Genomic DNA, 24,699 nt, shown 5'->3' on the forward strand with positions numbered 1-24,699 from the left:
ACTTTGATGCAATGCAACGTGATGTTGGCTGCCTTGACCCAAAATCTAAAAACACAAGCGCATTTCCCGGCGGCGTTGCACGGAGGAGGGGATGTTCATTGCTTCGCGATATTTTGTGACGGTGCGGCGCGCAACATCGATGCCGGTTTCCTTCAGCCGGACAGCGATGTCATCGTCGGAAAGCACGGCACCGGGAGATTCTGCGGCAATTATCGCTTTGATCCGATAGCGGACAGCTTCGGCGGAGTGCGCATCGCCGCCTTGGCAGGACGCGATCGCGACGGTGAAAAAATACTTCAGTTCAAAGACTCCGCGCGGGGTAAGCATGTACTTGTTGGAGGTCACCCGGCTTACCGTCGACTCGTGCACGCCGATCGCGTCAGCGACGGTCCTGAGATTGAGAGGCCGCAGGTGGGCGACGCCATGTTCCAAAAAGGCATCCTGCTGGCGCACGATTTCAGCCGCAACCTTAAGAATCGTCTTGGCGCGCTGATCGAGGCTGCGGATCAGCCAGTTCGCGTTTTGCAAGCATTCGTTGAGAAATGCTTGATCTTTCGAATTTTGGGCGGTGTGACGCGAGACTTCGGCATAGTAGGCTTGGTTGATCAGCAGCTTGGGCAGTGTGGCCGGATCAAGTTCAATCTGCCATCCGCCTCCCGGCGAGGGCGTGACCCACACGTCGGGTATGATGGATTCCGACGCACCAGACTGGAACCGGTTTCCAGGCTTGGGATCGAGCGCACGAATCTCATGCAACATGTCGAGAAGGTCGTCTTCATCGACGCCGCAATGCTGCTTCAGTGCCTGAAAATCGCGTCGCGCAAGCATTTCAAGATTGGCAACCAAAGCTGCCATTGCCGGGTCGAACCGGTCTCGCTGGCGCAACTGGATCTCGAGGCATTCTCTGAGAGTTCGCGCAAAAATTCCCGGTGGATCAAAGTGCTGCAAGGTTCCGAGAACCCGTTCCACATCAGCCTCCCGGACGTTCAGGCTCTCGGCCAGCTCCAAAAGGTTTGCCCGAAGATAGCCAGTGTCTTCCAGATCGGCGGCAAGCTGGCCAGCGATCAGCCGCTCCTGTGGTGTGAACGCAGTGAGGGCGATCTGACGCGCGACATGGTCGTGCAATGTTTCGGCGAGGGTGGCAAACTCGTCGAGGGAAGGGCCATTACCCGGCGGGTTGTTGGTCGTGTTGCGAAGTGATTTCCATTGCCCGAGCCGTTCAGGCGACCCGCCCCCGGTCGGTCCGTCAACGGCGTTTGCGCGTGGGCCGATAGGCTGATCCGCTCCCGAACTCGAAACATCGCCAAAAGGCCCGCCATCGTTTGACGCAGATTCCAAGAGCGGGTTCTTCTCGATTTCCCGCTCCACGAACTGATGCAGTTCAGTATGCGCCAGTTGCAGCAAGCGAATCGACTCAATGAGTTGAGGCGATGCGACCATGGATTGCTTCTGGCGCTGAAGCAGGCTTGCTGAGGATTGCATGGTGAGCGCGATATCCTATCGATGAGCCTCTTGGGGTGGGTAATGGCACGAGTGAGACGTTTTCTAGGTCATGCGGCGGCCTTCAGCGTTTCGAGAACGTTTTGCGGGGATGAGACGCCATAGGGGTCGGCCTCGCAGTTGTCGGAGAAACCTTCCTCCTCGAACCACTGCTCCACCACGCCATTGTTGATCAGGGCGGCATAGCGCCAGGAGCGCATCCCGAAGCCGAGATTGTCCTTGGCGACCAGCATGCCCATCTTGCGTGTGAACTCGCCTGAGCCATCGGGGATGAGCTCGACCTTCTGCAGGCCCAAGGACTTCCCCCACGCATTCATGACGAAGGCATCGTTGACGGAGACGCAGTAAATCGCGTCAATTCCCTCCTTCTCAAACTCATCATAGAGCTTTTCGAAATTGGGGAGTTGGTAGGTCGAGCAGGTCGGAGTGAATGCGCCAGGCAGCGAGAACAGGATGACGCGCTTGCCGGCAAAGTAGTCGTCAGATGTCTTTTCTTCCCAGCGATATGGATTTGGGCCCTGGACTGACTTATCGCGAACACGCGTGAGAAATGTGACGAAGGGAACCTTCTTTTGAACGGTCATCAACTTGCTCCTGAGGAAAAAACTGGCGCGCCGGACTCTGGCAGAGGCTGGCGCAATACCGAGCAAAGGCTCGTATGCCGGGCATGAAATGAGGCCCTCGCGGCTCGCCCCCTCCTTTTTCCATCCCGATGCAGGGGAACGTCTTGGCTGCTGGTCTTCGTCACCCGAACGCCATCGATCTGAGCAAGTGGAGGCTGTCGAGCCGCTGGGGCAATCTTTCCACGGCTATGGCGCCGGAAGCGGCATCCATCGCTCGCGCTCGTGCCCGGGAAAAAGTGATAGCGGGCCCGAAGTAGCCAATATCGGAAGCATGTGGAGGCCTCAAATGTGACTTTCCGCAAGAGACCCGCGTTACTGAGCTGGTTCGGCGTATTGTCGATATTTGCCAGTGACCTGCCGACCTTGGCTTCGGTGGCTCTTTGATGGGGCTCTTGGGCACTCAGATGCTGATCAGAACCGGTAAACGGCAATTGCGCGAGCGCCATGTGTTGGCGTGCCGGCATCGGACCAGCCGTGCGCAAAGCGGCTACCGAGCACGGACCACCGGAGGAGACGATGTCCCGATGTTCAGCGGGAACGGGCACCGTCTCCTCAGGCCACGGTCTAGAGCTTCGTGTGTCAGGCATGGCGCAAGTCGCTTTCATCGTGGTTTGATGGGCTCTAACCAGGAGCAGCAAGCGGCGTGCCATTTCGAATAGAGATGCTTTTGGACCGCCCCCTTTCTCTCGGAGGCCGTGTCTTCGCCGAGATCGGGCGCGCGCTATAACTGCCCCGTCACCACACTTGACGACGGTGCTGTATGGTGCGGAGATTCGGCGCTTCCGCACCGGCTGGGCAAAGACGAACCGGAAGCCGAGCCGATGCACTACTCACACTGGCGGGGACTGCAGCGATTGCGTAGCGTCTGCCCGCTAGCGCGTTCTTGCGTGCGCAGGCACGGTCTATCGCGAACACGCGCTGTTGCAGCAACCATGAGCGTGCGGTCTTGGGCAAGCGCTCTGTTCTGAGAGGATCGAATTCCCCAATCGTGTCTATTTGCCACCCTCTTATGTTCGAAACTGGACCAGAATGTCGCAAGCCCGACCGAAAGGTCGCCGAGGCGTACTATCCGACACTGTTCTGTCGCCTTTGTTGGCCCGCGACACCGGCCTATTTCGCCGAGCTCTTGTCTGGCCTCAGGCTAACCCGATGAAAAGCAATCACAATTTTTTTCTTCTGCTGGGTCGGCCAAATTGGCACGAGTTTTGAAGCTCCTTCGTTGCGGGCCGGGAGCTGCCGACCGACCTTCATTTCGTGGATGGCACCGCGATCGATGGAACGAAGAAAGAAAAGCAAAATGTCAAATCCGCATCAGATAGCATTCTATGGGAAGGGGGGCCTTGGCGAGACCGCCCCCTACCAAACAGGCTCGCCGCCCTTGTCGACCCTTGCGCAGGAAATTTTGATGGCCGGCTGCGACTCAAAGGCCCGCCACACTCGCCTTTATCCTGAACTCGAAGGCGCAGGATAACGTTCTGCATCTCGCCCCGCGGTATGCCTAGGCAGTTACACGTTGGCCGATCTTGATAATCGAATCGGGCTACGCTGCGGAGGACGTCGTCTACATGCCTTCCTAAGCCATTCGCTGCCCGCAGCGCCTGCCGGTCACCTTCCGCCCTTCCATCGCTTAGAGATCAAGTGCCACCATGTCCGAACAACCCCTGCCGACGCTGCCGATGTGGCGCGTCGATCACATCGAGCCCTCGCCCGAGATGTTGGCGCAACGCGCCAACGGTCCGATCCACCGCGTGCGCTTCCCGTCCGGGCACGAAGGCTGGTGGGTGACAGGCTACGATGAAGCCAAGGCGGTGCTGTCCGACGCGGCGTTCCGGCCCTCGGGAATGCCGCCCGCGACATTCACCCCGGATTCGGTGATTCTCGGATCGCCGGGGTGGTTGGTCTCGCACGAGGGGGGCGAGCATGCCCGGTTACGCACGATCGTGGCGCCGGCCTTCAGCAACCGCAGGGTGAAGCTGCTCGCGCAGCAGGTCGAGGTGATCGCCGCGCAGTTGTTCGAGACACTGGCGGCCCAGCCCCAGCCCGCCGACCTGCGGCGCCACCTCTCCTTTCCACTTCCGGCCATGGTCATCAGCGCGCTGATGGGCGTGCTCTACGAGGATCACGCCTTTTTCGCCGGACTGTCCGACGAGGTGATGACGCACCAGCATGAAAGCGGCCCGCGCAGCGCGTCGCGCTTGGCCTGGGAAGAACTGCGCGCCTACATTCGCGGCAAGATGCGGGACAAGCGCCAGGATCCTGGCGACAACCTGCTGACGGATCTGCTCGCGGCGGTCGACCAGGGCAAGGCGACCGAGGAAGAGGCGATCGGCCTGGCGACGGGCATGCTGGTGGCGGGGCACGAGAGCACCGTCGCGCAGATCGAATTCGGCCTGCTGGCCATGTTCCGCCATCCGCAACAGCGCGAACGCCTGGTCGGCGATCCATCCCTGGTGGACAAGGCGGTGGAGGAAATCCTGCGCATGTACCCGCCGGGCGCGGGCTGGGACGGCATCATGCGCTATCCGAGGACCGACGTGACCATCGCGGGCGTGGATATTCCTGCGGAGAGCAAGGTGCTTGTCGGCCTGCCGGCGACGTCGTTCGATGCGCGCCATTTCGACGACCCGGAAATCTTCGACATCGGACGCGACGAAAACCCGCACCTGGCGTTCTCCTACGGGCCGCACTACTGCATCGGCGCGGCGCTGGCCAGGATGGAACTCAAGGTGGTGTTCGGTTCCATCTTCCAGCGCTTTCCCGCGCTGCGCCTGGCCGTGGCGCCCGAAGAACTGAAGTTGCGCAAGGAGATCATCACTGGCGGGTTCGAGGAGTTCCCAGTGCTCTGGTGATGCGCGGACGCCGCCGGGAATCGCGATCTTCTCCGCAATTTGCCGGCGCGCCTGGCGCGCGCCGGTCAGATCAGCCAGCCAACAGGTAACCAAGATGGACGTGCAAGAAACCACGGCAGCATGCCGGGACGCCTTCGCCGAACTGGCGTCGCCAGCGTGCATCCACGACCCGTATCCGTTCATGCGGTGGTTGCGCGAGCACGATCCGGTGCATCGCGCGGCGTCGGGCCTCTTTCTGTTGAGCCGCCACGCCGACATCTACTGGGCGCTCAAGGCCACGGGCGATGCTTTTCGGGGACCGGCGCCGGGCGAACTGGCGCGCTATTTCCCGCGTGCGGCGACCAGCCTGTCACTCAATCTGCTGGCGTCCACGCTAGCGATGAAGGAACCACCGACGCATACGCGTCTGCGCCGGCTGATCTCGCGCGATTTCACCATGGGCCAGATCGACAACCTGAGGCCGACCATCGCTCGCATCGTCGCAGCGCGCCTGGACGGCATGGCGCCCGCGCTGGAGCGCGGGGAGGCGGTGGACCTGCATCGGGAATTCGCGCTGGCCTTGCCCATGCTGGTTTTCGGCGAACTGTTCGGCATGCCCCCGGACGACATTCTCGGGCTCGTCACCGGCATCAGCGCCATTCTGGAAGGCCTGAGCCCGCACGCCAGCGATCCCCAACTCGCTGCGGGGGACGCGGCCAGCGCCAGAGTGCAGGCCTACTTCGGCGACCTCATACAGCGCAAGCGCACCGATTCCCGCCACGACATCGTGTCAATGCTGGTCGGCGCACACGACGACGATGCCGAGATGCTGTCGGATGCGGAATTGATCAGCATGCTGTGGGGCATGCTGCTGGGCGGCTTCGCCACCACTGCCGCGGCCATCGGCCATGCGGTCCTGGCGATGCTGGCGTATCCCGAACAGCGGCACTGGCTGAAGGGAGATGCCGTGGGGGTGAAGGCATTCGTCGAAGAAGCCCTGCGCTACGACGCGCCCGCCATGTTCAGCTCCATTCCGCGTATCGCCCAGCGCGACATCGAACTGGGCGGCGTGGTGATCCCGAAGAACGCGGACGTGCGCGTGCTGATCGCGGCCGGCAATCGCGACCCGGACGCCTTCGCCGATCCCGACCGCTTCGATCCCGTGCGGTTCTACGGCACCAGTCCTGGCATGTCGATCGACGGGAAGATCATGCTGACCTTCGGCCACGGCATCCACTTCTGCCTGGGTGCGCAACTGGCCCGAGTGCAGTTGGCCGAGAGCCTGCCGCGGATCCAGGCGCGCTTCCCCACGCTGGCATTGGCCGAGCAGCCGACCCGGGAGCCCTCCGCGTTCCTTAGGACGTTCCGCGCGCTGCCGGTGCGGCTGCATGGGCAGGAGGGCTGAGATGCGCGTCCTGGTCGATCAGGATCTGTGCGGAACTACCGGGCAGTGCGTGCTGACGCTGCCGGGCACCTTTCGCCAGCGCGAACCGGACGGCGTGGCCGAAGTGTGCGTGGCGACGGTCCCGCAGGCGCTGCACGCCGCCGTGCGGCTTGCGGCCAACCAGTGCCCGGTCGCCGCCATTCGGGTCATCGAAAGTGACGCTGGCCATGACGAGCGCGCCAGCGCCGACCCTGCGCCTTCTCCGGCGGAGGCCGAGCGGCATGCTGCGAAAGACCAATGCAATTCAGGAGTAGACACGATGGGACGGTTTGAAGGCAAGGTGGCCGTGGTGACCGGCGCCGGCGCCGGCATCGGCCAGGCATGCGCTCTCGCCATCGCGCGCGAGGGCGGCAGAGTGGTGGTGGCCGACATTGATGGCTCGGCGGCCATCGCCTGCACCGCGCAGATCGCGGCCGAAGCAGGCCACGCGCTGCCCATAGCCATGGATATCGCCGATGAGCAGGCGGTGGCAGCGCTGTTCGAGACGGCGGAGCGGCACTTCGGGGGGGTCGACCTGCTGGTGAACAATGCGAGCGCCATGCATCTGACCCCGCGCGACCGCGCGATCCTCGACCTGGACCTGGCAGTCTGGGACCAGACCATGGCGACCAATCTGCGCGGCACGCTGCTCTGCTGCCGGCAGGCCATCCCACGGATGATCCCCCGCGGCGGTGGCGCGATCGTCAACATGTCGTCGTGCCAGGGGCTCAGCGGCGACACGGCGCAGACGTCCTACGCCGCGTCGAAGGCGGCGATGAACATGCTCTCGGCTTCGCTCGCCACCCAATACGGTCATGCGCAGATCCGCTGCAACGCCGTTGCGCCGGGTCTCGTCATGACCGAGCGTCTCCTCGCCAAGCTGGACGAGTGCATGCAACGGCATCTGCGCCGGCACCAGCTCCTGCAGCGCGTCGGCCGCCCCGAGGACGTGGCCGCGCTCGTGGCGTTCCTGCTCTCCGACGATGCTGCGTTTATCACAGGCCAGGTCGTGTGCATCGATGGCGGCATGCTGGCGCATGTGCCGACATACGCCGACGGTGGCAACAGCTGCGCCGCGCGCCCTGCCGGCGACACCGAATCGGCGGCGGCGGCGCGCTGCTGATGGACATGCTGCTCAACCCACTCAACCGTCGGCACCGGCTGCGATGCGACATCCCGGTCATGCCTGGCGCTTTCCCCCTGGTCGGGCATCTTCCCGCCATTGTCTGCGACCTGCCGCGCCTGCTGCAGCGCGCAGAACGGACGCTGGGCAGCCACTTCTGGCTGGATTTCGGCCCTGCCGGACACCTGATGACCTGCGTGCATCCGGATGCGTTCGCACTGCTCCGGCACAAGGACGTGTCCTCGGCGCTGATCGAAGAGATCGCGCCCGAATTGCTTGGCGGAACGTTGGTTGCCCAGGACGGCGGCGCGCACCGGCAAGCGCGCGACGCGATCAAGGCGGCGTTCCTGCCCAAGGGGCTGACCCAGGCCGGCATCGGCGACCTGTTCGCGCCCGTCATCCGGGCGCGGGTGCAGGCGTGGCGCGAGCGCGGCGACGTAACCATCCTGCGCGAAACCGGCGACCTGATGCTCAAGCTCATCTTCAGCCTCATGGGAATCCCCGCGCAGGACCTGCCGGGATGGCATCGCAAATACCGGCAACTGCTGCAGTTGATCGTCGCGCCCCCGGTCGACCTGCCCGGACTGCCCTTGCGGCGAGGCCGCGCCGCCCGCGACTGGATCGACGCGCAGTTGCGCCAGTTCGTCCGCGACGCGCGCGCGCATGCCGCGCGCACCGGGTTGATCAACGACATGGTGAGCGCCTTCGACCGCAGCGACGATGCGCTTTCCGATGACGTCCTGGTCGCCAATATCCGCTTGCTGCTGCTTGCCGGTCACGACACCACTGCCTCGACGATGGCCTGGATAGTGATCGAGCTGGCGCGGCAGCCTGTGCTGTGGGACGCCCTGGTCGAGGAGGCGCAACGCGTGGGCGCGGTGCCGACCCGGCACGCGGACCTGGCGCAGTGTCCGGTCGCCGAGGCGCTGTTCCGCGAGACGCTGCGCCTGCATCCGGCGACCACGCTCCTGCCTCGTCGCGCGCTGCAGGAATTGCAACTCGGCCAACGGCGCATTCCCGCGGGCACCCATCTGTGCATCCCGCTGCTGCATTTCTCGACCTCGGCGCTGCTGCACGAGGCGCCTGATCAGTTCCGCCTGGCGCGGTGGCTGCATCGCACGGAGCCGATCCGGCCGGTGGACATGCTGCAGTTCGGTACCGGCCCACACGTCTGCATCGGCTACCACCTGGTATGGCTGGAAATGGTGCAGTTCTGCATCGCCTTGGCGCTGACCATGCACCAGGCCGGGGTGCGGCCGCGGTTGCTGAGCGGCGTCGAAAAAGGCCGGCGCTATTACCCGACCGCACATCCGTCCATGACAATCCGCATCGGATTCTCATGAGCTGGCATCGCATGCCCCGTGTGGCGGGCAGCGGCGCCGGCGACGCGCGACATTGCTGCACTCGGCGCGCGCGCTCGGTGCGACGCCGGCAACACCGCGGCGGCTCGGCGCTCGCCGTGGCCGTGTCAGGTACAAGGACATGAACAACATGCAGACCGGTTCCACGCTACACGACGACCGAACTGGCGTTTCTGCGCCCGGCGGATTGGGCGCGCAGGCGCGCGGCGCATCCGCCAGGCTGCTGCCGGAGATCTGGATGCAGGACGGCGCAAAGCGGCTCGAACAGGCGCTGGCGCGTCTTCTCTGCGCCCAAGACGACGGTGAGACCGAGCTGATGGCGGCGATGCGCTACGCCACCTTGCATGGCGGGAAGCGCACCCGCGCCTTGCTCTGTCTGGCTGCCGGCGCACTGGCCGACACGCCGGCGCACATGCTCGACGACGTCGGCGCCGCCATCGAGATGATGCACGCCTGTACCCTGGTCCACGACGACCTGCCCGCGATGGACGACGACGTGCTTCGCCGCGGCCGTCCGACCGTGCACGTCAAGTTCGGCGAAGCCACTGCGATCCTGGTCGGCGATGCGCTGCAGGCGCACGCGTTCCTGACCCTGGCGAGCCTGGATGCGCCGGGCGACAACCGTATCGCGCTCGTGCGCGAACTGGCGCAGGCCGTGTCCGCCGAGGGTGCCGCAGGCGGGCAGGCCATGGATCTGTCGCTGGTCGGAAAGCACGCCGAGCTGGACAGGATCGTGGCGATGCACCGGATGAAGAGCGGAGCGCTAGTGCGCGCGTCCGTTCGCATGGGCGCGCTATGCGCCATCGCGGAGGATGCCGCGCACGCTGCGCTGTACTGTGCGCTCGATCGCTACACCGCCTGTTTCGGCCTGGCGTTGCAGGTGGTCGACGACATTCTCGACGCGACAGCGGATACTGCGACGCTGGGCAAGACCCCCGGCAAGGACGCGGCGGCGCAGAAGCCGACCTGCGCGTCGATCATGGGGCTGCAGGCAGCGCGCCAGTTCGCGCTGGATTTGTTGCGCGACGCCGAGGAGGCCATCGCCCCGCTGGGGCCGCGTGCGGAACGGTTGGCGCAGATGCTGCAGCGGGTCAACGCGTATCTGTTCAAGCACGCGCCATGCGCATGAGCGCGCCCCTCCGCATGGAGTCGCCCCTGTGCCGCTGCGATCGGCCGGCGGCAGCGGTGCATGCTGCACTGTGTCCGAGTCCGCGGCGTCTGCCGACCCTGGTTCTCGTCAACCGTCTGCAGAAGGAACATCCCGCGTGAACGCGCTGTCCGAACAGATCCTTTCCGACTTGCGCCACCTGCTGAGCGAGATGAGCGACGGCGGCAGCGTCGGTCCGTCCGTCTACGACACGGCGCGAGCTCTGCAGTTCCACGGCAACGTCACCGGTCGGCAGGACGCATACGCGTGGCTCATCGCGCAGCAACAGGCCGATGGCGGATGGGGAAGCGCGGACTTCCCGCTGTTCCGCCATGCGCCCACGTGGGCGGCGTTGCTGACATTGCAGCGTGCCGATCCTCTTCCCGGCGCTGCCGACGCAGTCCAGGCTGCAACCCGGTTCCTCGAGCGCCAGCCCGATCCCTACGCGCATGCGGTGCCGGAAGACGCGCCGATCGGCGCGGAGCTGATCCTGCCGCAGTTGTGCGGCGAGGCCGCATCCTTGCTGGGCGGCGTGGCGTTTCCGCGCCACCCGGCGCTGTTGCCGTTGCGGCAAGCGTGCCTGGTCAAGCTGGGGGCGGTGGCGACGTTGCCGAGCGGCCATCCGTTGCTGCACTCCTGGGAAGCCTGGGGGACGTCGCCGACCACCGCGTGCCCGGATGACGACGGCAGCATCGGCATCAGTCCGGCGGCCACCGCCGCGTGGCGTGCGCACGCCGTGACACAGGGGAGCACGCCGCAGGTCGAGCGCGCCGACGCGTATCTGCAGGCGGCATCGCGGGCGACGCGCAGCGGCATCGAAGGTGTCGTTCCCAACGTCTGGCCGATCAATGTGTTCGAGCCATGCTGGTCGCTGTACACCCTGCATCTGGCCGGGCTGTTCGCGCATCCCGCGCTCGCCGAGGCGGTGCAAGTGATCGTCGCGCAGCTCGACGCCCGCCTGGGCGTGCGCGGTCTGGGTCCGGCCTTGCACTTCGCGGCCGATGCGGACGACACCGCCGTTGCGTTGTGCGTCCTGCGCCTTGCAGGCCGCGACCCGGCGGTCGATGCGTTGCGCCATTTTGAAATCGGCGAGCTGTTCGTCACCTTCCCCGGCGAGCGCAATGCCTCGGTGTCGACCAACATCCATGCCCTGCATGCGTTGCGAATGTTGGGAAAGCCCGCCGCCGGCACCAGCGCCTACGTCGAGGCCAATCGCAACCCGCACGGTCTATGGAACAACGAAAAATGGCACGTTTCGTGGCTGTATCCCACCGCGCATGCGGTCGCTGCGCTGGCGCAAGGCAAGCCCCAGTGGCGCGACGAGCGCGCGCTGGCGGCCCTGCTGCAGGCGCAGCGCGACGACGGCGGCTGGGGCGCCGGTCGCGCGTCCACATTCGAGGAAACCGCCTATGCGCTGTTCGCGTTGCACGTGATGGACGGGAGCGAAGAGCCGACAGGGCGCCGGCGCATCGCGCAGGCGGTGGCGCGTGCGCTGGAGTGGATGCTCGCCCGCCACGCGGCGCATGGATTGCCGCAGACGCCGCTGTGGATCGGCAAGGAACTGTATTGCCCCACCCGGGTGGTGCGCGTGGCCGAACTCGCCGGGTTGTGGCTGGCGCTTCGTTGGGGGCGGCGCGTCTCGGCCGAGGGAGCAGGAGCGGCGCCATGATCCAGACCGAACGCGCGCTGCGGCAGGTGCTGGAGTGGGGGCGTTCCCTGACCGGGTTCGCCGACGAGCATGCCGTGGAAGCGGTCAGGGGCGGCCAGTACATCCTGCAGCGCATCCACCCGAGCCTGCGCGACACCCACGCCCGCACCGGCCGCGATCCGCAGGACGAAACGCTGATCGTGGCGTTCTATCGCGAACTGGCGCTGCTGTTCTGGCTCGATGATTGCAACGACCTTGGCCTGATCGCGCCGGAGCAGCTTGCCGCGGTGGAGCAGGCGCTGGGGCAGGGCGTGCCGTGCGCGCTCCCCGGATTCGAGGGCTGCACTGTGCTGCGCGCTTCGCTGGCCGCGCTCGCCTACGATCGTCGCGACTATGCTCAGCTTCTCGACGATACCCGGTGCTACTGCGCGGCGCTGCGCGCCGGACACGCGCAGGCGGCAGGGGCGGAACGCTGGTCCTACGCCGAGTACCTGCACAACGGCATCGATTCGATCGCCTACACGAACGTGTTCTGTTGCCTGTCGTTGCTGTGGGGGCTGGACATGGCGACCTTGCGCGCGCGTCCGGCGTTCCGCCAAGTCCTGCGGCTCATCTCCGCGATAGGGCGCCTGCAGAACGATCTGCATGGACGCGAAAAGGATAGGTCGGCCGGCGAGGCCGACAACGCGGCGATCCTGCTGCTGCAGCGCTATCCGGCTATGCCTGTGGTGGAGTTCCTCAACGACGAGCTGGCCGGCCATACGCGCATGCTGCACCGGGTGATGGCGGAAGAACGCTTTCCCGCGCCGTGGGGACCGTTGATCGAGGCCATGGCGGCCATCCGCGCGCAGTACTACCAGACCTCGACCAGCCGCTACCGCAGCGACGCTGCGGGGGGAGGCCAGCGTGCGCCGGCCTGAACGCGCGGGAGGCGGCGGCGTGCGCGCGCTGCCGTCGGTCCGATCCGACGCAACGCCGTCGCCCGATGCCACGGATGGAGCGAGCATGAGCGACACCGCCCTGAGCCGGCGCAAGGACGACCATCTGGACATCGTGTTGGATCAGCGAACGGCGCCGGCCACGGTCGCCGCCGGCTGGGAGTACATCCGTTTCGAACACTGCGCATTGCCCGAGTTGGACCTGACGGAGATCGACCTGCGCGCCTCGCTGCTGGGCAAGACCATGCGCGCGCCGCTGCTGATCAGCTCCATGACCGGCGGCATGCCACGCGCCGAGGCCATCAACCGGCATCTGAGCGAGGCAGCGCAAGCCTTGGGGATCGCCATGTGCGTCGGTTCGCAGCGCGTGAGCCTGCAATCCCGCAACTCCCAGGGACTGACGCGCGCCCTGCGCCGCCTGGCCCCAGACATTCCCTTGCTGGCCAATATCGGCGCCGCGCAACTGCGCGAGGCCGACGGCCTGGACCTGGCGCGCCGGGCGGTGGATGCGCTGGAGGCCGATGGACTCATCGTTCATCTCAATCCGCTGCAGGAAGCGGTACAGCCGGAGGGCGACCGCGACTGGCGCGGCGTCCTGGCGCAGATCGCTCGCGCCGCGCGCAGCGTGGGCGTGCCGATCGTGGCCAAGGAAGTGGGGTCGGGGCTGTCCGCTTCGGTGGCCTGTGCGCTCGTCGACGCGGGCGTGGCGGCGATCGATGTCGCCGGCGCCGGCGGCACCAGTTGGGCCGCGGTGGAGGGCGAGCGCGCCCGCGATGCCGCCGACCGTGCAGTGGCGATGGCGTTCGCCGATTGGGGGATTCCGACCCGGGCCAGCGTGCAGGCGGTACGTCGGGCGCTGCCAAGGGTGAAGCTAATCGCGTCGGGCGGGGTCCGCGACGGCGTCGACGTGGCCAAGGCCATCCGCCTGGGCGCGGACATCGCCGGGCAGGCGGCCGGCGTGCTGCGCGCGGCTACGGTATCCACCGAGGCGGTTGTCGCGCATTTCGAGATCGTCATCCGCCAGTTGGCCGTCGCCTGCTTCTGCACCGGCTCGGCTGATCTGGCGGCGTTGCGTCAGGCGCGCTTGTTGCCCTCGGCGCATCTGCCCGTCGGTTGATGCCGGCGTCGCCCGCACGTGGCGGCGGGCGCCTAGTCTTACTGAGTCAGAACGGATGGAAAGCGCTACCGGGCTGGGCTTCGCCGTCGCCACCACTCTCGCCGAGTCGGCGGTGAACTCAGTCGTCGGGAAACTTATGGTCAAGAAGCAGCAGATGCGCTGGTCACTTCACGGTGCGCATATGCTCGTGCAGCTCCGGGCGGCGGAGATCAAGGGCGAACTTCGCAACCGGCTTCGGGCGCCTTTCCGACAGCCAGAACTGAACGGGCCGCCAATAGCCTACGCGCTTTACCGTCTATCTCAGCTGCGCTGTCGATTATGTCCGCAGCCAGGGCATCGATATTCCCGCCGAGTTGCTCTCCCAGGTCGCACCGGTTCCTTGGGCTCATATCGCACTCACCGGAGCAATGAGATACCTTTGCGTATCATCGCGCATTGGAATAGATCGTATAGGTATCATGATGGCATCTGAATCGGAAATTCTGCGCGAAATCGGTCGGCTTTTCAGGCAGGCGAGGCTGGCCGCTGCCATGACGCAGGAGCAGGTCGCTGATTTGGCGGGTATATCCCGTCCCCGCTATCGCGACATCGAAAAGGGAGCCGCAGCGGCGCGTGCGACGACGCTCATGAATATCGCTCGCGCGCTCGGTCTGGAAATGATGCTGGTTCCGCAAGTCATGGTGCCGGCTGTCCAGGCTCTATTGCGTCCGCATGATGATGACGATCGACCCGCCTTTGTCTCTCAACCTGACGATGACGATCATGGCTCCAGTCTTTCGCGCACCTAAGACGATCCCGTCGCTGGACGTGCTCTTGAACGCACTGAAGATCGGCACAATCGTTAGGACGCCGGGCGATTTCAATGCATTCAACTTCGATGAGGCCTACCGCGCGACGGGCGGCTTTCCGGTTTTCAGCCTGTCGTTCCGGGCAGCGACGGGAGGATTGCGAAAAGATCCGAAGCCTCTGGCGGGCGCCTTGCCCGCTTTCTTCGCGAACCTCCTGCCGGAGGAGAAATTGCGCGAGGCGATGGAAAAGCACCACGAAGGCAATGTCCGGCCAGGCAATGATTTCGATCTTTTAGCGGCGCTGGGCGCCGATCTGCCGGGAGCCGTACGGGCGTTGCCCAGTGACGGCGCGATAGCGGTTTCGCAGGATGCTTCAAAAGATAAGCCCAAGGCACGGTTCTCACTTGCCGGCGTGCAGATGAAGCTGTCGGTCATGAAGAACAGACGCCATGGCGCTTTCGCTTGGAGGGGAGCGCTCGTTCAAGGCGCTAGCAGCACCGCGATGGAAAGCATTCGCGAACCGTGCAAGGCTTCCGGAGCCGGCAGTCCTGAAGGCAGTGGTCGAGACCGTCGAACTCGTCAACGAGCACTGGTGGCATCTGCCTGAGCGCGACGTTGTCGCGGCGAAAGTGCTCGAGCGAATCGACGAACATGTGAAGGCGATGACGCCGATACTGAACTCCTGCGCCGATAAGTGAGCCGAGCCTCTTGGGTTGATGATATTGCGGATGATCGCCCGCAGCCCCGAATTGATGGCGGTGGCTCGCAGGTATGCCAGCGTGGCGCAAGATTCCGCGCAATGTCGATGAGGGCACGCGAGACCAAGCACGTCAGCTCGCCGGAACAGGAGAGTTCGCAGCATCCCGCAAAAACGCAAGAGGGTCGAGATGCTGTTCGCCCACCTCAACACAACGATGCGGTTCGAACGAATGCGTGACTGAGGATCGCGATCCGACGCTTTGTGTCGCCATTGTCGGGTCCGCTACACGGCTTGTTCCGACGATCCTTTACGCGGCTTCAAGCTAAATACCTGAAAAACAACCACAAAATTATTCTTCGATTCGACGAGCCAAATTGGCACGAGTCTTGAAACCTTGGGTGCGAGGCGGCGACAGCTGCCCGACCGGCATTCGTGTCGCGGCAGCCGCGATGAATGGAACGAAGGAAGGAAAGCTACATGTCAGGTTTGCGTCAGATCGCCTTTTACGGCAAGGGCGGCATCGGCAAGTCCACCACCTCCCAAAATACCCTCGCCGCCCTTGTCGACCTCGGGCAGAGAATCCTCATCGTCGGCTGCGACCCCAAAGCCGACTCCACCCGCCTGATCCTGAACGCGAAGGCGCAGGATACGGTCCTGCACCTCGCGGCAGAGGAAGGTTCGGTGGAAGACCTCGAACTCCAGGATGTGCTCAAGGTCGGCTACAAAGGCATCAAATGCGTGGAGTCGGGCGGCCCCGAGCCGGGTGTCGGCTGCGCCGGTCGCGGCGTGATCACCTCGATCAACTTCCTCGAGGAGAACGGCGCCTATGACGATGTCGACTATGTCTCCTACGACGTGCTCGGGGATGTAGTGTGCGGCGGTTTCGCGATGCCGATCCGCGAGAACAAGGCTCAGGAAATCTACATCGTCATGTCCGGCGAGATGATGGCGCTCTATGCCGCCAACAACATTGCCAAGGGTATCCTGAAATACGCTCATTCGGGTGGCGTGCGGCTCGGCGGCCTGATCTGCAACGAGCGCCAAACCGACCGCGAGCTCGACCTCGCCGAAGCGCTGGCTTCCAGGCTCAATTCCAAGCTCATCCACTTCGTGCCGCGCGACAACATCGTCCAGCACGCCGAGCTCAGGAAGATGTCTGTGATCCAGTATGCGCCGGACTCCAAGCAGGCCGGGGAATACAGGGCGCTGGCCGAGAAGATCCATAACAATTCGGGCCAGGGCACCATCCCCACCCCGATCACCATGGAGGAGCTCGAGGACATGCTGCTCGACTTCGGCATCATGAAGACGGACGAGCAGATGCTTGCCGAGCTTCAGGTCAAGGAAGCGGCGAAGGCGGCCGCACAGTAACGACCGCTACTGACTGATGGCGCGGCCTGACGTGGCGCGCCTTTCAAAGAACGGCGCCTCGTTGGTGAGGCGTCACCCTGAACCTTGAAAGGGGTCTCATGAGCCTGGAATACGAGAATGACGGCGCCCTCCATGCGAAGCTTATCGAGGAGGTGCTGTCGCAATATCCTGACAAGGCGGCGAAGCGCCGAAGAAAGCACCTCAGCGTCACAAAGAGCGGCGACGAGGCTGGCGAGGAAAGCGAGGTCCTTTCCGAATGCGAGGTCAAATCGAACATCAAGTCCATCCCCGGAGTGATGACGATTCGCGGCTGCGCCTACGCCGGCTCGAAAGGCGTGGTGTGGGGTCCAGTCAAAGATATGGTCCATATCTCGCACGGCCCGGTCGGCTGCGGGCAATATTCCTGGTCTCAACGCCGCAACTACTACGTCGGAACAACGGGCATCGACACGTTCGTCACGATGCAGTTCACGTCCGATTTCCAGGAGAAGGACATTGTTTTCGGCGGCGACAAGAAGCTGGAACGGATCATCGACGAGATCGAGGAACTGTTTCCGCTGAACAAGGGCATGACCGTGCAATCCGAATGTCCGATCGGCCTGATTGGCGACGACACCGAAGCGGTGTCCCGCAACAAGGCCAAGGAGCACGAAAAGACGATCGTGCCGGTGCGCTGCGAGGGCTTCCGCGGCGTCTCGCAATCACTCGGCCACCACATCGCCAACGACGCGATCCGCGACTGGGTGTTCGACAAGAAGGACGTCGAGTTCGAGGCCAGCCCGTACGATGTCAATGTGATCGGCGACTACAATATCGGCGGCGACGCCTGGGCTTCGCGCATCCTGCTCGAGGAGATGGGCCTGCGCGTGGTCGGCAACTGGTCGGGCGACGCTACGCTGGCCGAAATAGAGCGAGCGCCGAAGGCCAAGCTCAATCTCATCCATTGCTACAGATCGATGAACTACATCTGCCGGCACATGGAGGAAAAGTATGGCATCGCCTGGATGGAGTACAATTTCTTCGGCCCCTCCCAGACTGAAACCTCTCTGCGCAAGATAGCCAAGCATTTCGGACCGGAAATCGAGGCCAAGGCCGAGGCGGTCATCGCAAAATACCGGCCGCTGGTCGATGCCGTCATCGCCAAGTACCGGCCGCGCCTCGAAGGCAGGACGGTGATGCTCTATGTCGGCGGGCTGCGCCCCCGTCACGTCGTCACGGCATATGAGGATCTGGGCATGGTGATCGTCGGCACTGGCTACGAATTTGGCCATAACGACGATTATCAGCGCACCGGCCACTACGTGAAGAAGGGCACGCTGATCTATGACGACGTGACTGGTTACGAGCTGGAGAAGTTCATCGAGGGGATCCGCCCTGATCTCGTTGGCTCCGGCATCAAAGAAAAGTACCCGGTCCAGAAGATGGGCATACCGTTCCGTCAAATGCATTCCTGGGATTATTCCGGCCCGTATCACGGCTACGACGGCTTCGCCATCTTCGCCCGCGACATGGATCTGGCCATCAACAACCCAGTCTGGAACCTCTACGACGCCCCTTGGAAGAAAAAAGCCGAGCCGTCGGCGGCGATCGCAGCCGAATGAAAACCTGGCCTCCCGGAAGCTGGGAGGCCGTTGAACGCCTGTGGCGCTTTGTCCGCGGGAGACCTGAAACGTTTCGACGTCCCTGTGCCGCCGTATGGCGCGGCCAGATGGAGAAGAGGTGACCATCCATGCCGCAGTCGGCTGAAAAAGTTCTCGACCACGCGCCCCTGTTCCGCGAGCCGGAATACAGGCAGATGCTCGCCGAGAAGAGGCTGAATTTCGAATGTCCTCACCCGGACCAGGTCGTTACCGACCAACGCGAATTCACCAAGACGTGGGAATACCGCGAAAAGAACCTCGCTCGCGATGCCCTTGTCGTGAACCCCGCCAAGGCCTGCCAGCCGCTCGGCGCGGTGTTCGCGGCCGCCGGTTTCGAGCGAACCATGTCCTTCGTCCACGGCAGCCAGGGCTGCGTGGCCTATTACCGCTCGCACCTGTCGCGCCATTTCAAGGAGCCTGCTTCGGCAGTTTCCTCCTCGATGACCGAGGACGCGGCAGTGTTCGGTGGCCTGAAGAACATGGTCGACGGGCTCGCCAACACGTACCAACTCTACGACCCGAAGATGATCGCCGTCTCGACCACTTGTATGGCGGAGGTCATTGGCGACGACCTGCACAGCTTTATCGAGAACGCCAAGGACGAAGGCTCGGTCCCGCGCGACTTCGACGTGCCCTTCGCCCACACGCCGGCCTTCGTCGGCAGCCATGTCGACGGCTATGACGTCGCGGTCAAGGGCATTTTGGAGCATTTCTGGAAAGGCGAGGAGCGAACGGAAGCCGAGGGAACCATCAACATCATTCCGGGCTTCGACGGCTTCTGTGTCGGCAACAACCGGGAACTCAAGCGCCTGCTCGATCTGATAGGCGTGTCCTATACCTTCATCCAAGACGCCTCTGACCAGTTCGACACGCCATCGGACGGCGAATACCGCATGTATGACGGCGGCACGAAGATCGAAGACGTGAGGAAGGCACTCAACGCCCAGGCGACACTTTCGCTACAGCATTACAACACCCGAAAAACACTGGAGTATTGCGAGGGGGTAGGGCAGGCGACGGCCTCGTTTCATTATCCGCTCGGAGTCCAGGCGACCGACGACTTCCTGATGGAGGTCTCCGCGATTTCCGGCAAGCAAATCCCCGAGACAATCCGCCTCGAGCGCGGCCGACTTGTTGACGCCATGGCGGACAGCCAATCCTGGCTGCACGGTAAGAAATACGCCATCTACGGTGATCCGGACTTTGTCTACGCCATGGCCCGCTTCATCATGGAGACGGGCGGCGAGCCGACCCATTGCCTCGCCACCAACGGCACCTCGGCATGGGAAGCGGAGTTGAAGGAACTGCTTGCATCATCGCCCTTCGGCAAGGATGCTCAAGTCTGGGCCGGCAAGGACCTCTGGGCGATGCGTTCGCTGCTCTTCACCGAGCCGGTGGACCTGCTGATCGGCAACTCCTATGGCAAGTATCTGGAGCGCGACACCGGCACGCCGCTGATCCGGCTGACGTTTCCGATCTTCGACCGCCACCATCACCATCGCTTTGCGCTCATGGGCTACCAAGGCGGGTTGCGCGTCCTGACGACGATCCTCGACAAGATCTTCGACAAGCTCGATCGCGAGACAAGCGAGACGGACTATTCGTATGACCTCACCCGCTAAGCGTGACGGTCGGCTTTGGCCGGTCGTCTTCCCGAGGGACTTTGGAGACCGACGCAATGTCCTTGCTCAGAGCCAAAATCCAGGATGCCTTCAACGAGCCTGCCTGCGAGGAGAACCGCGGCAAGGATGCCAAGGCGCGCAAAAAGGGCTGTTCGAAGCCACTGACCCCCGGGGCGGCGGCCGGCGGCTGTGCCTTTGATGGCGCCAAGATCGTGCTGCAGCCGATCACCGACGTCGCGCACCTGATCCATGCGCCGCTCGCCTGCGAGGGCAATTCCTGGGACAACCGCGGTGCGGCTTCGTCCGGGCCAACGCTGTGGCGCACAAGCTTCACGACCGACCTCACCGAACTCGATGTTGTGATGGGGCAGGGCGAGCGGAAGCTCTTCAAAGCGATCCGCGAGATCAAGGAAGCGTATGGGCCGCCGGCTATCTTCGTCTATCCGACCTGCGTGACGGCGCTGATCGGGGACGACATCGAGGCCGTCTGCAAGCGCGCGGCGGAAAAGTTCGGCCTACGGGTGGTGCCGGTCAATGCGCCGGGCTTCGTCGGCTCCAAGAATCTCGGCAACAAGCTCGCCGGCGAGGCGTTGCTCGAGCATGTCATCGGCACGGTGGAGCCCGACGATGCCGGCCCTTACGACATCAACATTCTTGGCGAATTCAACCTCTCGGGTGAATTTTGGCTGGTGAAGCCGCTTCTTGATCGGCTGGGCATCCGGGTGCGCGCCTGCATTCCGGGCGACGCGCGTTACTTCGACATTGCCTGCGCGCACCGCGCCCGGGCGGCTATGATGGTGTGCTCGACCGCGCTCATCAATCTCGCCCGCAAGATGGAGCAGCGCTGGGACATCCCGTTTTTCGAGGGCTCCTTCTACGGCATCACCGACACCTCGGAAGCGCTCCGACAGATCTCTCAGCTGCTCGTGAAGAAGGGTGCCGATCCGGAGATCCTCGGCCGCACCGAGGCATTGATTGCAGAAGAGGAGGCGATCGCTTGGAAGAAGCTCGCGGCCTACCGGCCGAGGCTCGAAGGCAAGCGCGTGCTGCTCAACACCGGCGGTGTGAAGTCCTGGTCGGTCGTCCATGCGCTGATGGAGATCGGCATCGAGATCGTCGGCACCTCTGTCAAGAAGTCGACCGTCGAAGACAAGGAGCGCATCAAGCAGATCCTCAAGGACGACAACCACATGTTCGAGCAGATGGCGCCGCGCGAGCTTTACGCCATGCTCTCAGAACACAAGGCCGATATCATGCTGTCGGGCGGGCGCACGCAGTTCATCGCGCTGAAGGCCAAGACACCCTGGCTCGATATCAACCAGGAGCGCCAACATCCTTACGCCGGCTATGACGGCATGGTGGAACTCGTACGCCAGATCGACCTCGCCATTCATAACCCGATCTGGCGCCAGGTGCGGGAGCCGGCACCATGGGATTGCCAGCCTGCGGTGAGGGAGGAACTGCCGAGCACGAAAAGCGAGACCGCGACTGTCCAGGCTCTCAAGAAATTCGCCGGCACGATGGCCGACGATTTCGGCGAGTGTTGAGGAAAGCCGATGGTCCGCATCCTTCCCCACACCAAAGCGGCGGCGGTCAATCCGCTCAAGTCGTCGCAGCCGCTGGGTGCCACCTTGGCCTTTCTTGGCGTCGACGGCGCGATGCCGTTGTTCCACGGCAGCCAGGGGTGCACCAGCTTTGCGCTCGTGCTGTTCGTGCGGCATTTCAAGGAAGCCATCCCCTTGCAGACCACGGCGATGGACGAGGTGGCGACGATCCTCGGCGGGGCAGACCATCTGGAAGAGGCGATCCTCAACCTCAAGGCCCGCACAAAGCCAACGCTGATCGGGGTCTGCACGACGGCGCTGGTGGAAACCCGGGGCGAAGACTGCGCAGGAGATATCGCCAATATCAGGCTGAAGCGCACGGAAGAACTCGCAGGTACGGAGGTGGTGCTGGCCAACACACCGGATTTCGATGGCGCGATCGAAGAGGGCTGGGCCAAGGCTGTCACAGCGATGATCGAAAGGATTACGCGGCCCGGCGAGCAGGCGCGGCAGTCGAAGAAGATCGTGATCCTGCCTGGCTGGAACCTCACTGTGGCTGATATCGAGCATTTGCGTGAGATGGTTGAAAGCTTTGGACTCAAGCCGGTGATACTGCCGGACGTCTCCGGCTCGCTCGACGGGACGGTGCCCAACCGCTGGGTCACGACCACCTATGGCGGCACCAGTGTCGAGGATATCCGTGAGCTTGGCACGGCCGAGCAATGCATCGTCATCGGTGAGCATATGCGCCGCCCGGCCGAGCTGCTGCAGAGGTTGACCAGCGTGCCTTACGTGCTGTTCCGGTCGCTGACTGGATTGAAGGACGCCGACCGGTTCGTCTCGCTGCTGTCCGCGGTTTCGGGCGCGGCGGCGCCGGCTGGGGTGCGCCGTCGCCGGGCGCAGTTGCAGGACGCGTTGCTCGACGGACATTTCCACTTTGGAGGCAAGAAAATTGCGATCGCTGCTGAACCAGACCAACTCTACCAACTCGCGAGCTTCTTCATCGGCATGGGCTCCGAAATCGCGGCGGCGGTCACCACGACCGACATGTCGAAAATTTTGGAGGAAGTACCGGCGCAGTCGGTTCAAATCGGCGATCTCGGCGATTTGGAAGCTCTTGGCGCCGGCGCTGATCTTCTCGTCACCCATTCCCATGGCCGCCAGGCGGCGCAGCGCCTCGGCATTCCGCTCATGCGGGTCGGCTTCCCGATCTTCGACCGGCTCGGCAGCCAGCACAAGCTCACAATCCTCTACCAGGGAACCCGCGACCTGATCTTCGAGGTCGCCCACATTTTCGAAGCCAACCGGCACGCGCCGACGCCTGAGGCGCTTGATCCACTCCGTAAGCGAGAAATGCCAGATGAGCTCCGTTCGTCGCCTCTCGCTCGTCACTGACGAGGTTCACGCACCGACGCCGGAACGCCAAGCCGGCGCATTGCGCGTGGCGATCGCCACGCAGGACATGAAGAACCTCAACGCGCATTTCGGTTCGGCCAGGCGCTTTGCTGTCTACGACGTGACGCGCGAGGAGTGGAATCTCGTCGAGGCCGTGGCCTTCGATGACGTTTCCGACGAGAGCGGGAAGCACCGAACTGAGGGCGATGACCGCATCACCCCGAAGGTGGAGGCGCTGAAGGGCTGTCACCTCCTGTTTTGTCTGGCGATCGGCGGACCTTCGGCAGCCAAGGTTGTTTCGGCAAAAATTCATCCGATCAAAGTGCCGCAGCCCCAAACAATCGAAGAGGTGCTGTTGCGCACGCAGATGATGCTCAGGACGTGTCCTCCCCCTTGGCTGCGCAAGGTGCTGGCGCAGGCGGGTGTCGCCGAACAGAAACCGTCGTTCGAGGACGAGGACTGAAATGAGGAGTGGGCGAATGTCTGACGCCGTGGTTAGCCCTGCTGTCGCCGAAGACGAGGCGGCCCTTGCCACCCCGTTCGTCAAATGTCTCGTGCGGCTGGTCCGGGCTCATGATTCCCACGGGTCTTGGGAAGGCAAATCGGACGCCGAGCTGCTGGGCGACTTCATCATCACCAGGGAACAGCGCCGTTCGATCCCGATCATCGGCGATCCCGATCCGGACGTGCTGTGGAGGCTCGAGATGTTTTACACCGCCGTCGGGCTTGCGATCGAGGAGCGCTCCGGCCTGATGGCATCGCCGATGATGGAGATGAGCCATGAGGGCTTCGGGCGCGTGCTTTTCACGGCCGGGCGGTTGGTCGTTCTGTCGAAGACCCTGCGCGACGTCCACCGGTTCGGCTTCGAGACGTTCCGGAAACTCGCCGCGGCCGGTACCAAACTGGCCGGCGATGCGACCGCAGCCATTGAGGCTCATCCCGAGGTGGCGCGGGCGTGATGGAACCGATTTTCGATCAAGGGGATCATGTCAGGCCTTGAGGACATGCGATGGCCAGCCCTCTCAATGGAGGCGGTCGAGGCCGATGTGGTTCTTGGGGTAGCGCTGATGAAGCCACTGGTCCTGATCTGTTCGCAAGATGCTGAGTTGTATCTGTTCCTCAGCCACATTCTGGGAGTGGACGGCTTCACGAGTGAGCCGGCAGGCGGTGTGAAGGAAGCACTTGCATTGGCCGATGAACGGGAGCTCCAGGCGGTAGTGCTGGACTGCGGGCCGGCAAGCGCGACAGGCTCCACAATCTGCGCCCGGTTCAAGGGGGAGCCCCGGACCGGCGGCCTGCCCGTAATTGCGCTGATCGCGCCCGGCGCCGAGAACCAGCACCTCGATCTCTTGAAGGCTGGTATTGACGAGAGCTTTGTGCGGCCCTTCGCGCCGGCCAAGCTGCTTGACTGTCTACGGATGAAGCTGGCGTTGCCAAAGCCGGGTTCGAACGGGATTGAAAACGGCGGCTGGATCTCCTGTGGCGACCTTGAGATAAGGCTCGATGCCCACCGCGTTCGGGGTAATGGCCACGAAGTCCACCTTGGGCCGATCGAGTTCAACCTGCTGCGGCTTCTGCTTGAGACTCCCGGCAAGGTCTTCACCAGAGACGAGCTGATCAGCGCGGCCTGGCCGGCCAATATCCATGTCGGTGTACGCACCGTGGACGTCCATATCAGCCGGCTCAGAAGGGCGCTGAAGGCGGCCTCCCCCTCCAGCGTCATTCGTACCGTCAGGTCGGCCGGCTACTCGCTCGAGTGGCCGGACGGCTGAATAGATAACCGATGTGGTGCCACTCCGCATTTCCGCCGTGCTGAGGGCAAGTCTTGCGGCTTCGAAACGCGCCGGCAGGTACGACATATTCAGAAAGAAGCAGTCAAATGGCTTTCAGAAGCGTACTCAGTGTGACGGGAGCTGACCACTCCGATCAGG

At 63.7% G+C, this 24,699-nt stretch carries 20 protein-coding genes and 2 pseudogenes; 20 read left to right on the top strand and 2 right to left on the bottom strand.

The window, feature by feature from the left end; all coding sequences use genetic code 11:
- Positions 1–45 precede the first annotated feature (45 nt).
- Complete coding sequence (gene rpoN / locus NKJ73_RS22520; protein WP_352571081.1) at positions 46–1,482, bottom strand: RNA polymerase factor sigma-54; 1,437 nt, start codon at positions 1,480–1,482, stop codon at positions 46–48.
- 68 nt (positions 1,483–1,550) lie between these two features.
- Positions 1,551–2,084 (bottom strand): peroxiredoxin, encoded by a 534-nt coding sequence (locus NKJ73_RS22525; protein WP_352571083.1) that lies wholly within the window; start codon positions 2,082–2,084, stop codon positions 1,551–1,553.
- A 1,336-nt stretch (positions 2,085–3,420) separates the two neighbouring features.
- On the opposite strand from NKJ73_RS22525, the gene NKJ73_RS22530 reads away from it, so the two are divergent.
- The 20 genes and pseudogenes from NKJ73_RS22530 (at position 3,421) to NKJ73_RS22625 (ending at position 24,540) form a co-directional block, all read left to right on the top strand.
- The gene (locus NKJ73_RS22530) at positions 3,421–3,594 is read left to right on the top strand and encodes a hypothetical protein (RefSeq protein ID WP_352571129.1); all 174 of its coding nucleotides are present in this window, start codon (positions 3,421–3,423) and stop codon (positions 3,592–3,594) included.
- Positions 3,595–3,769: 175 nt separating this feature from the next.
- Positions 3,770–4,972 (top strand): cytochrome P450, encoded by a 1,203-nt coding sequence (locus NKJ73_RS22535; RefSeq protein WP_352571085.1) that lies wholly within the window; start codon positions 3,770–3,772, stop codon positions 4,970–4,972.
- Positions 4,973–5,066: 94 nt separating this feature from the next.
- The gene (locus tag NKJ73_RS22540; protein ID WP_352571087.1) at positions 5,067–6,356 is read left to right on the top strand and encodes a cytochrome P450; all 1,290 of its coding nucleotides are present in this window, start codon (positions 5,067–5,069) and stop codon (positions 6,354–6,356) included.
- Between the two features lies 1 nt (position 6,357).
- Positions 6,358–6,483 (top strand): annotated as a pseudogene (locus tag NKJ73_RS22545) (ferredoxin); the annotation flags it as partial.
- Between the two features lie 171 nt (positions 6,484–6,654).
- The gene (locus NKJ73_RS22550) at positions 6,655–7,497 is read left to right on the top strand and encodes an SDR family oxidoreductase (RefSeq protein WP_352571131.1); all 843 of its coding nucleotides are present in this window, start codon (positions 6,655–6,657) and stop codon (positions 7,495–7,497) included.
- A complete protein-coding gene (locus NKJ73_RS22555; RefSeq protein WP_352571089.1) occupies positions 7,497–8,840 on the top strand; it encodes a cytochrome P450 in 1,344 nt (447 codons plus the stop codon). Before NKJ73_RS22550 ends, NKJ73_RS22555 begins: the two co-directional genes overlap by 1 nt.
- A gap of 148 nt (positions 8,841–8,988) precedes the next feature.
- Complete coding sequence (locus tag NKJ73_RS22560; RefSeq protein ID WP_352571132.1) at positions 8,989–9,987, top strand: polyprenyl synthetase family protein; 999 nt, start codon at positions 8,989–8,991, stop codon at positions 9,985–9,987.
- 136 nt (positions 9,988–10,123) lie between these two features.
- Positions 10,124–11,674 (top strand): hypothetical protein, encoded by a 1,551-nt coding sequence (locus NKJ73_RS22565; protein WP_352571091.1) that lies wholly within the window; start codon positions 10,124–10,126, stop codon positions 11,672–11,674.
- Positions 11,671–12,573, top strand: a complete 903-nt coding sequence (locus NKJ73_RS22570) for a terpene synthase family protein (protein WP_352571093.1) — start codon at positions 11,671–11,673, stop codon at positions 12,571–12,573. The genes NKJ73_RS22565 and NKJ73_RS22570 overlap by 4 nt, the downstream gene beginning before the upstream one ends.
- An 85-nt stretch (positions 12,574–12,658) precedes the next feature.
- Positions 12,659–13,708, top strand: coding sequence for a type 2 isopentenyl-diphosphate Delta-isomerase (gene fni, locus NKJ73_RS22575; protein WP_352571095.1), 1,050 nt, complete (start codon positions 12,659–12,661; stop codon positions 13,706–13,708).
- Between the two features lie 461 nt (positions 13,709–14,169).
- Complete coding sequence (locus tag NKJ73_RS22580; protein WP_352571097.1) at positions 14,170–14,496, top strand: helix-turn-helix domain-containing protein; 327 nt, start codon at positions 14,170–14,172, stop codon at positions 14,494–14,496.
- A pseudogene (locus NKJ73_RS22585) lies at positions 14,471–15,194 on the top strand (HipA N-terminal domain-containing protein). Before NKJ73_RS22580 ends, NKJ73_RS22585 begins: the two are co-directional and overlap by 26 nt.
- Before the next feature lie 479 nt (positions 15,195–15,673).
- Positions 15,674–16,567 (top strand): nitrogenase iron protein, encoded by an 894-nt coding sequence (gene nifH, locus NKJ73_RS22590; protein WP_352571098.1) that lies wholly within the window; start codon positions 15,674–15,676, stop codon positions 16,565–16,567.
- Between the two features lie 98 nt (positions 16,568–16,665).
- Positions 16,666–18,168 carry a nitrogenase molybdenum-iron protein alpha chain gene (gene nifD, locus NKJ73_RS22595; RefSeq protein ID WP_352571099.1) on the top strand — a complete coding sequence of 501 codons (1,503 nt, stop codon included), beginning with the start codon at positions 16,666–16,668 and terminating at the stop codon, positions 18,166–18,168.
- A 128-nt stretch (positions 18,169–18,296) separates the two neighbouring features.
- The gene (gene nifK, locus NKJ73_RS22600) at positions 18,297–19,829 is read left to right on the top strand and encodes a nitrogenase molybdenum-iron protein subunit beta (protein WP_352571100.1); all 1,533 of its coding nucleotides are present in this window, start codon (positions 18,297–18,299) and stop codon (positions 19,827–19,829) included.
- A 56-nt stretch (positions 19,830–19,885) separates the two neighbouring features.
- On the top strand, positions 19,886–21,376 hold the full coding sequence (gene nifE / locus NKJ73_RS22605) for a nitrogenase iron-molybdenum cofactor biosynthesis protein NifE (protein ID WP_352571101.1): 1,491 nt from the start codon (positions 19,886–19,888) through the stop codon (positions 21,374–21,376).
- 9 nt (positions 21,377–21,385) lie between these two features.
- Positions 21,386–22,768 carry a nitrogenase iron-molybdenum cofactor biosynthesis protein NifN gene (nifN, locus tag NKJ73_RS22610; protein ID WP_352571103.1) on the top strand — a complete coding sequence of 461 codons (1,383 nt, stop codon included), beginning with the start codon at positions 21,386–21,388 and terminating at the stop codon, positions 22,766–22,768.
- Complete coding sequence (gene nifX, locus NKJ73_RS22615) at positions 22,734–23,231, top strand: nitrogen fixation protein NifX (protein WP_352571105.1); 498 nt, start codon at positions 22,734–22,736, stop codon at positions 23,229–23,231. Before nifN ends, nifX begins: the two co-directional genes overlap by 35 nt.
- A 16-nt stretch (positions 23,232–23,247) precedes the next feature.
- Positions 23,248–23,727: a NifX-associated nitrogen fixation protein gene (locus tag NKJ73_RS22620; RefSeq protein ID WP_352571106.1), complete on the top strand. Its 480-nt coding sequence runs from the start codon at positions 23,248–23,250 to the stop codon at positions 23,725–23,727.
- 66 nt (positions 23,728–23,793) lie between these two features.
- Positions 23,794–24,540, top strand: coding sequence for a response regulator transcription factor (locus NKJ73_RS22625; RefSeq protein ID WP_502894707.1), 747 nt, complete (start codon positions 23,794–23,796; stop codon positions 24,538–24,540).
- The last annotated feature ends 159 nt before the right edge of the window (positions 24,541–24,699 follow it).

The sequence above is a fragment of the Mesorhizobium sp. M0074 genome (genome assembly GCF_040322975.1).
Taxonomy (GTDB): Bacteria; Pseudomonadota; Alphaproteobacteria; order Rhizobiales; family Rhizobiaceae; genus Mesorhizobium.

What these genes read in the sequence shown, in the direction of transcription:
- nifK (WP_352571100.1), top strand. Translation starts at nt 18,297, where the DNA reads ATGCCGCAGTCGGCTGAAAAAGTTCTCGACCACGCGCCCCTGTTCCGC.
- NKJ73_RS22580 (WP_352571097.1), top strand. Translation starts at nt 14,170, where the DNA reads ATGGCATCTGAATCGGAAATTCTGCGCGAAATCGGTCGGCTTTTCAGG.
- fni (WP_352571095.1), top strand. Translation starts at nt 12,659, where the DNA reads ATGAGCGACACCGCCCTGAGCCGGCGCAAGGACGACCATCTGGACATC.
- NKJ73_RS22625 (WP_502894707.1), top strand. Translation starts at nt 23,794, where the DNA reads ATGGAGGCGGTCGAGGCCGATGTGGTTCTTGGGGTAGCGCTGATGAAG.
- NKJ73_RS22620 (WP_352571106.1), top strand. Translation starts at nt 23,248, where the DNA reads ATGTCTGACGCCGTGGTTAGCCCTGCTGTCGCCGAAGACGAGGCGGCC.
- NKJ73_RS22540 (WP_352571087.1), top strand. Translation starts at nt 5,067, where the DNA reads ATGGACGTGCAAGAAACCACGGCAGCATGCCGGGACGCCTTCGCCGAA.
- NKJ73_RS22525 (WP_352571083.1), bottom strand. Translation starts at nt 2,084, where the DNA reads ATGACCGTTCAAAAGAAGGTTCCCTTCGTCACATTTCTCACGCGTGTT.
- NKJ73_RS22535 (WP_352571085.1), top strand. Translation starts at nt 3,770, where the DNA reads ATGTCCGAACAACCCCTGCCGACGCTGCCGATGTGGCGCGTCGATCAC.
- NKJ73_RS22550 (WP_352571131.1), top strand. Translation starts at nt 6,655, where the DNA reads ATGGGACGGTTTGAAGGCAAGGTGGCCGTGGTGACCGGCGCCGGCGCC.
- NKJ73_RS22555 (WP_352571089.1), top strand. Translation starts at nt 7,497, where the DNA reads ATGGACATGCTGCTCAACCCACTCAACCGTCGGCACCGGCTGCGATGC.
- nifE (WP_352571101.1), top strand. Translation starts at nt 19,886, where the DNA reads ATGTCCTTGCTCAGAGCCAAAATCCAGGATGCCTTCAACGAGCCTGCC.
- nifH (WP_352571098.1), top strand. Translation starts at nt 15,674, where the DNA reads ATGTCAGGTTTGCGTCAGATCGCCTTTTACGGCAAGGGCGGCATCGGC.
- rpoN (WP_352571081.1), bottom strand. Translation starts at nt 1,482, where the DNA reads ATGCAATCCTCAGCAAGCCTGCTTCAGCGCCAGAAGCAATCCATGGTC.
- nifD (WP_352571099.1), top strand. Translation starts at nt 16,666, where the DNA reads ATGAGCCTGGAATACGAGAATGACGGCGCCCTCCATGCGAAGCTTATC.
- NKJ73_RS22570 (WP_352571093.1), top strand. Translation starts at nt 11,671, where the DNA reads ATGATCCAGACCGAACGCGCGCTGCGGCAGGTGCTGGAGTGGGGGCGT.
- nifX (WP_352571105.1), top strand. Translation starts at nt 22,734, where the DNA reads ATGAGCTCCGTTCGTCGCCTCTCGCTCGTCACTGACGAGGTTCACGCA.
- nifN (WP_352571103.1), top strand. Translation starts at nt 21,386, where the DNA reads ATGGTCCGCATCCTTCCCCACACCAAAGCGGCGGCGGTCAATCCGCTC.
- NKJ73_RS22530 (WP_352571129.1), top strand. Translation starts at nt 3,421, where the DNA reads ATGTCAAATCCGCATCAGATAGCATTCTATGGGAAGGGGGGCCTTGGC.
- NKJ73_RS22560 (WP_352571132.1), top strand. Translation starts at nt 8,989, where the DNA reads ATGCAGACCGGTTCCACGCTACACGACGACCGAACTGGCGTTTCTGCG.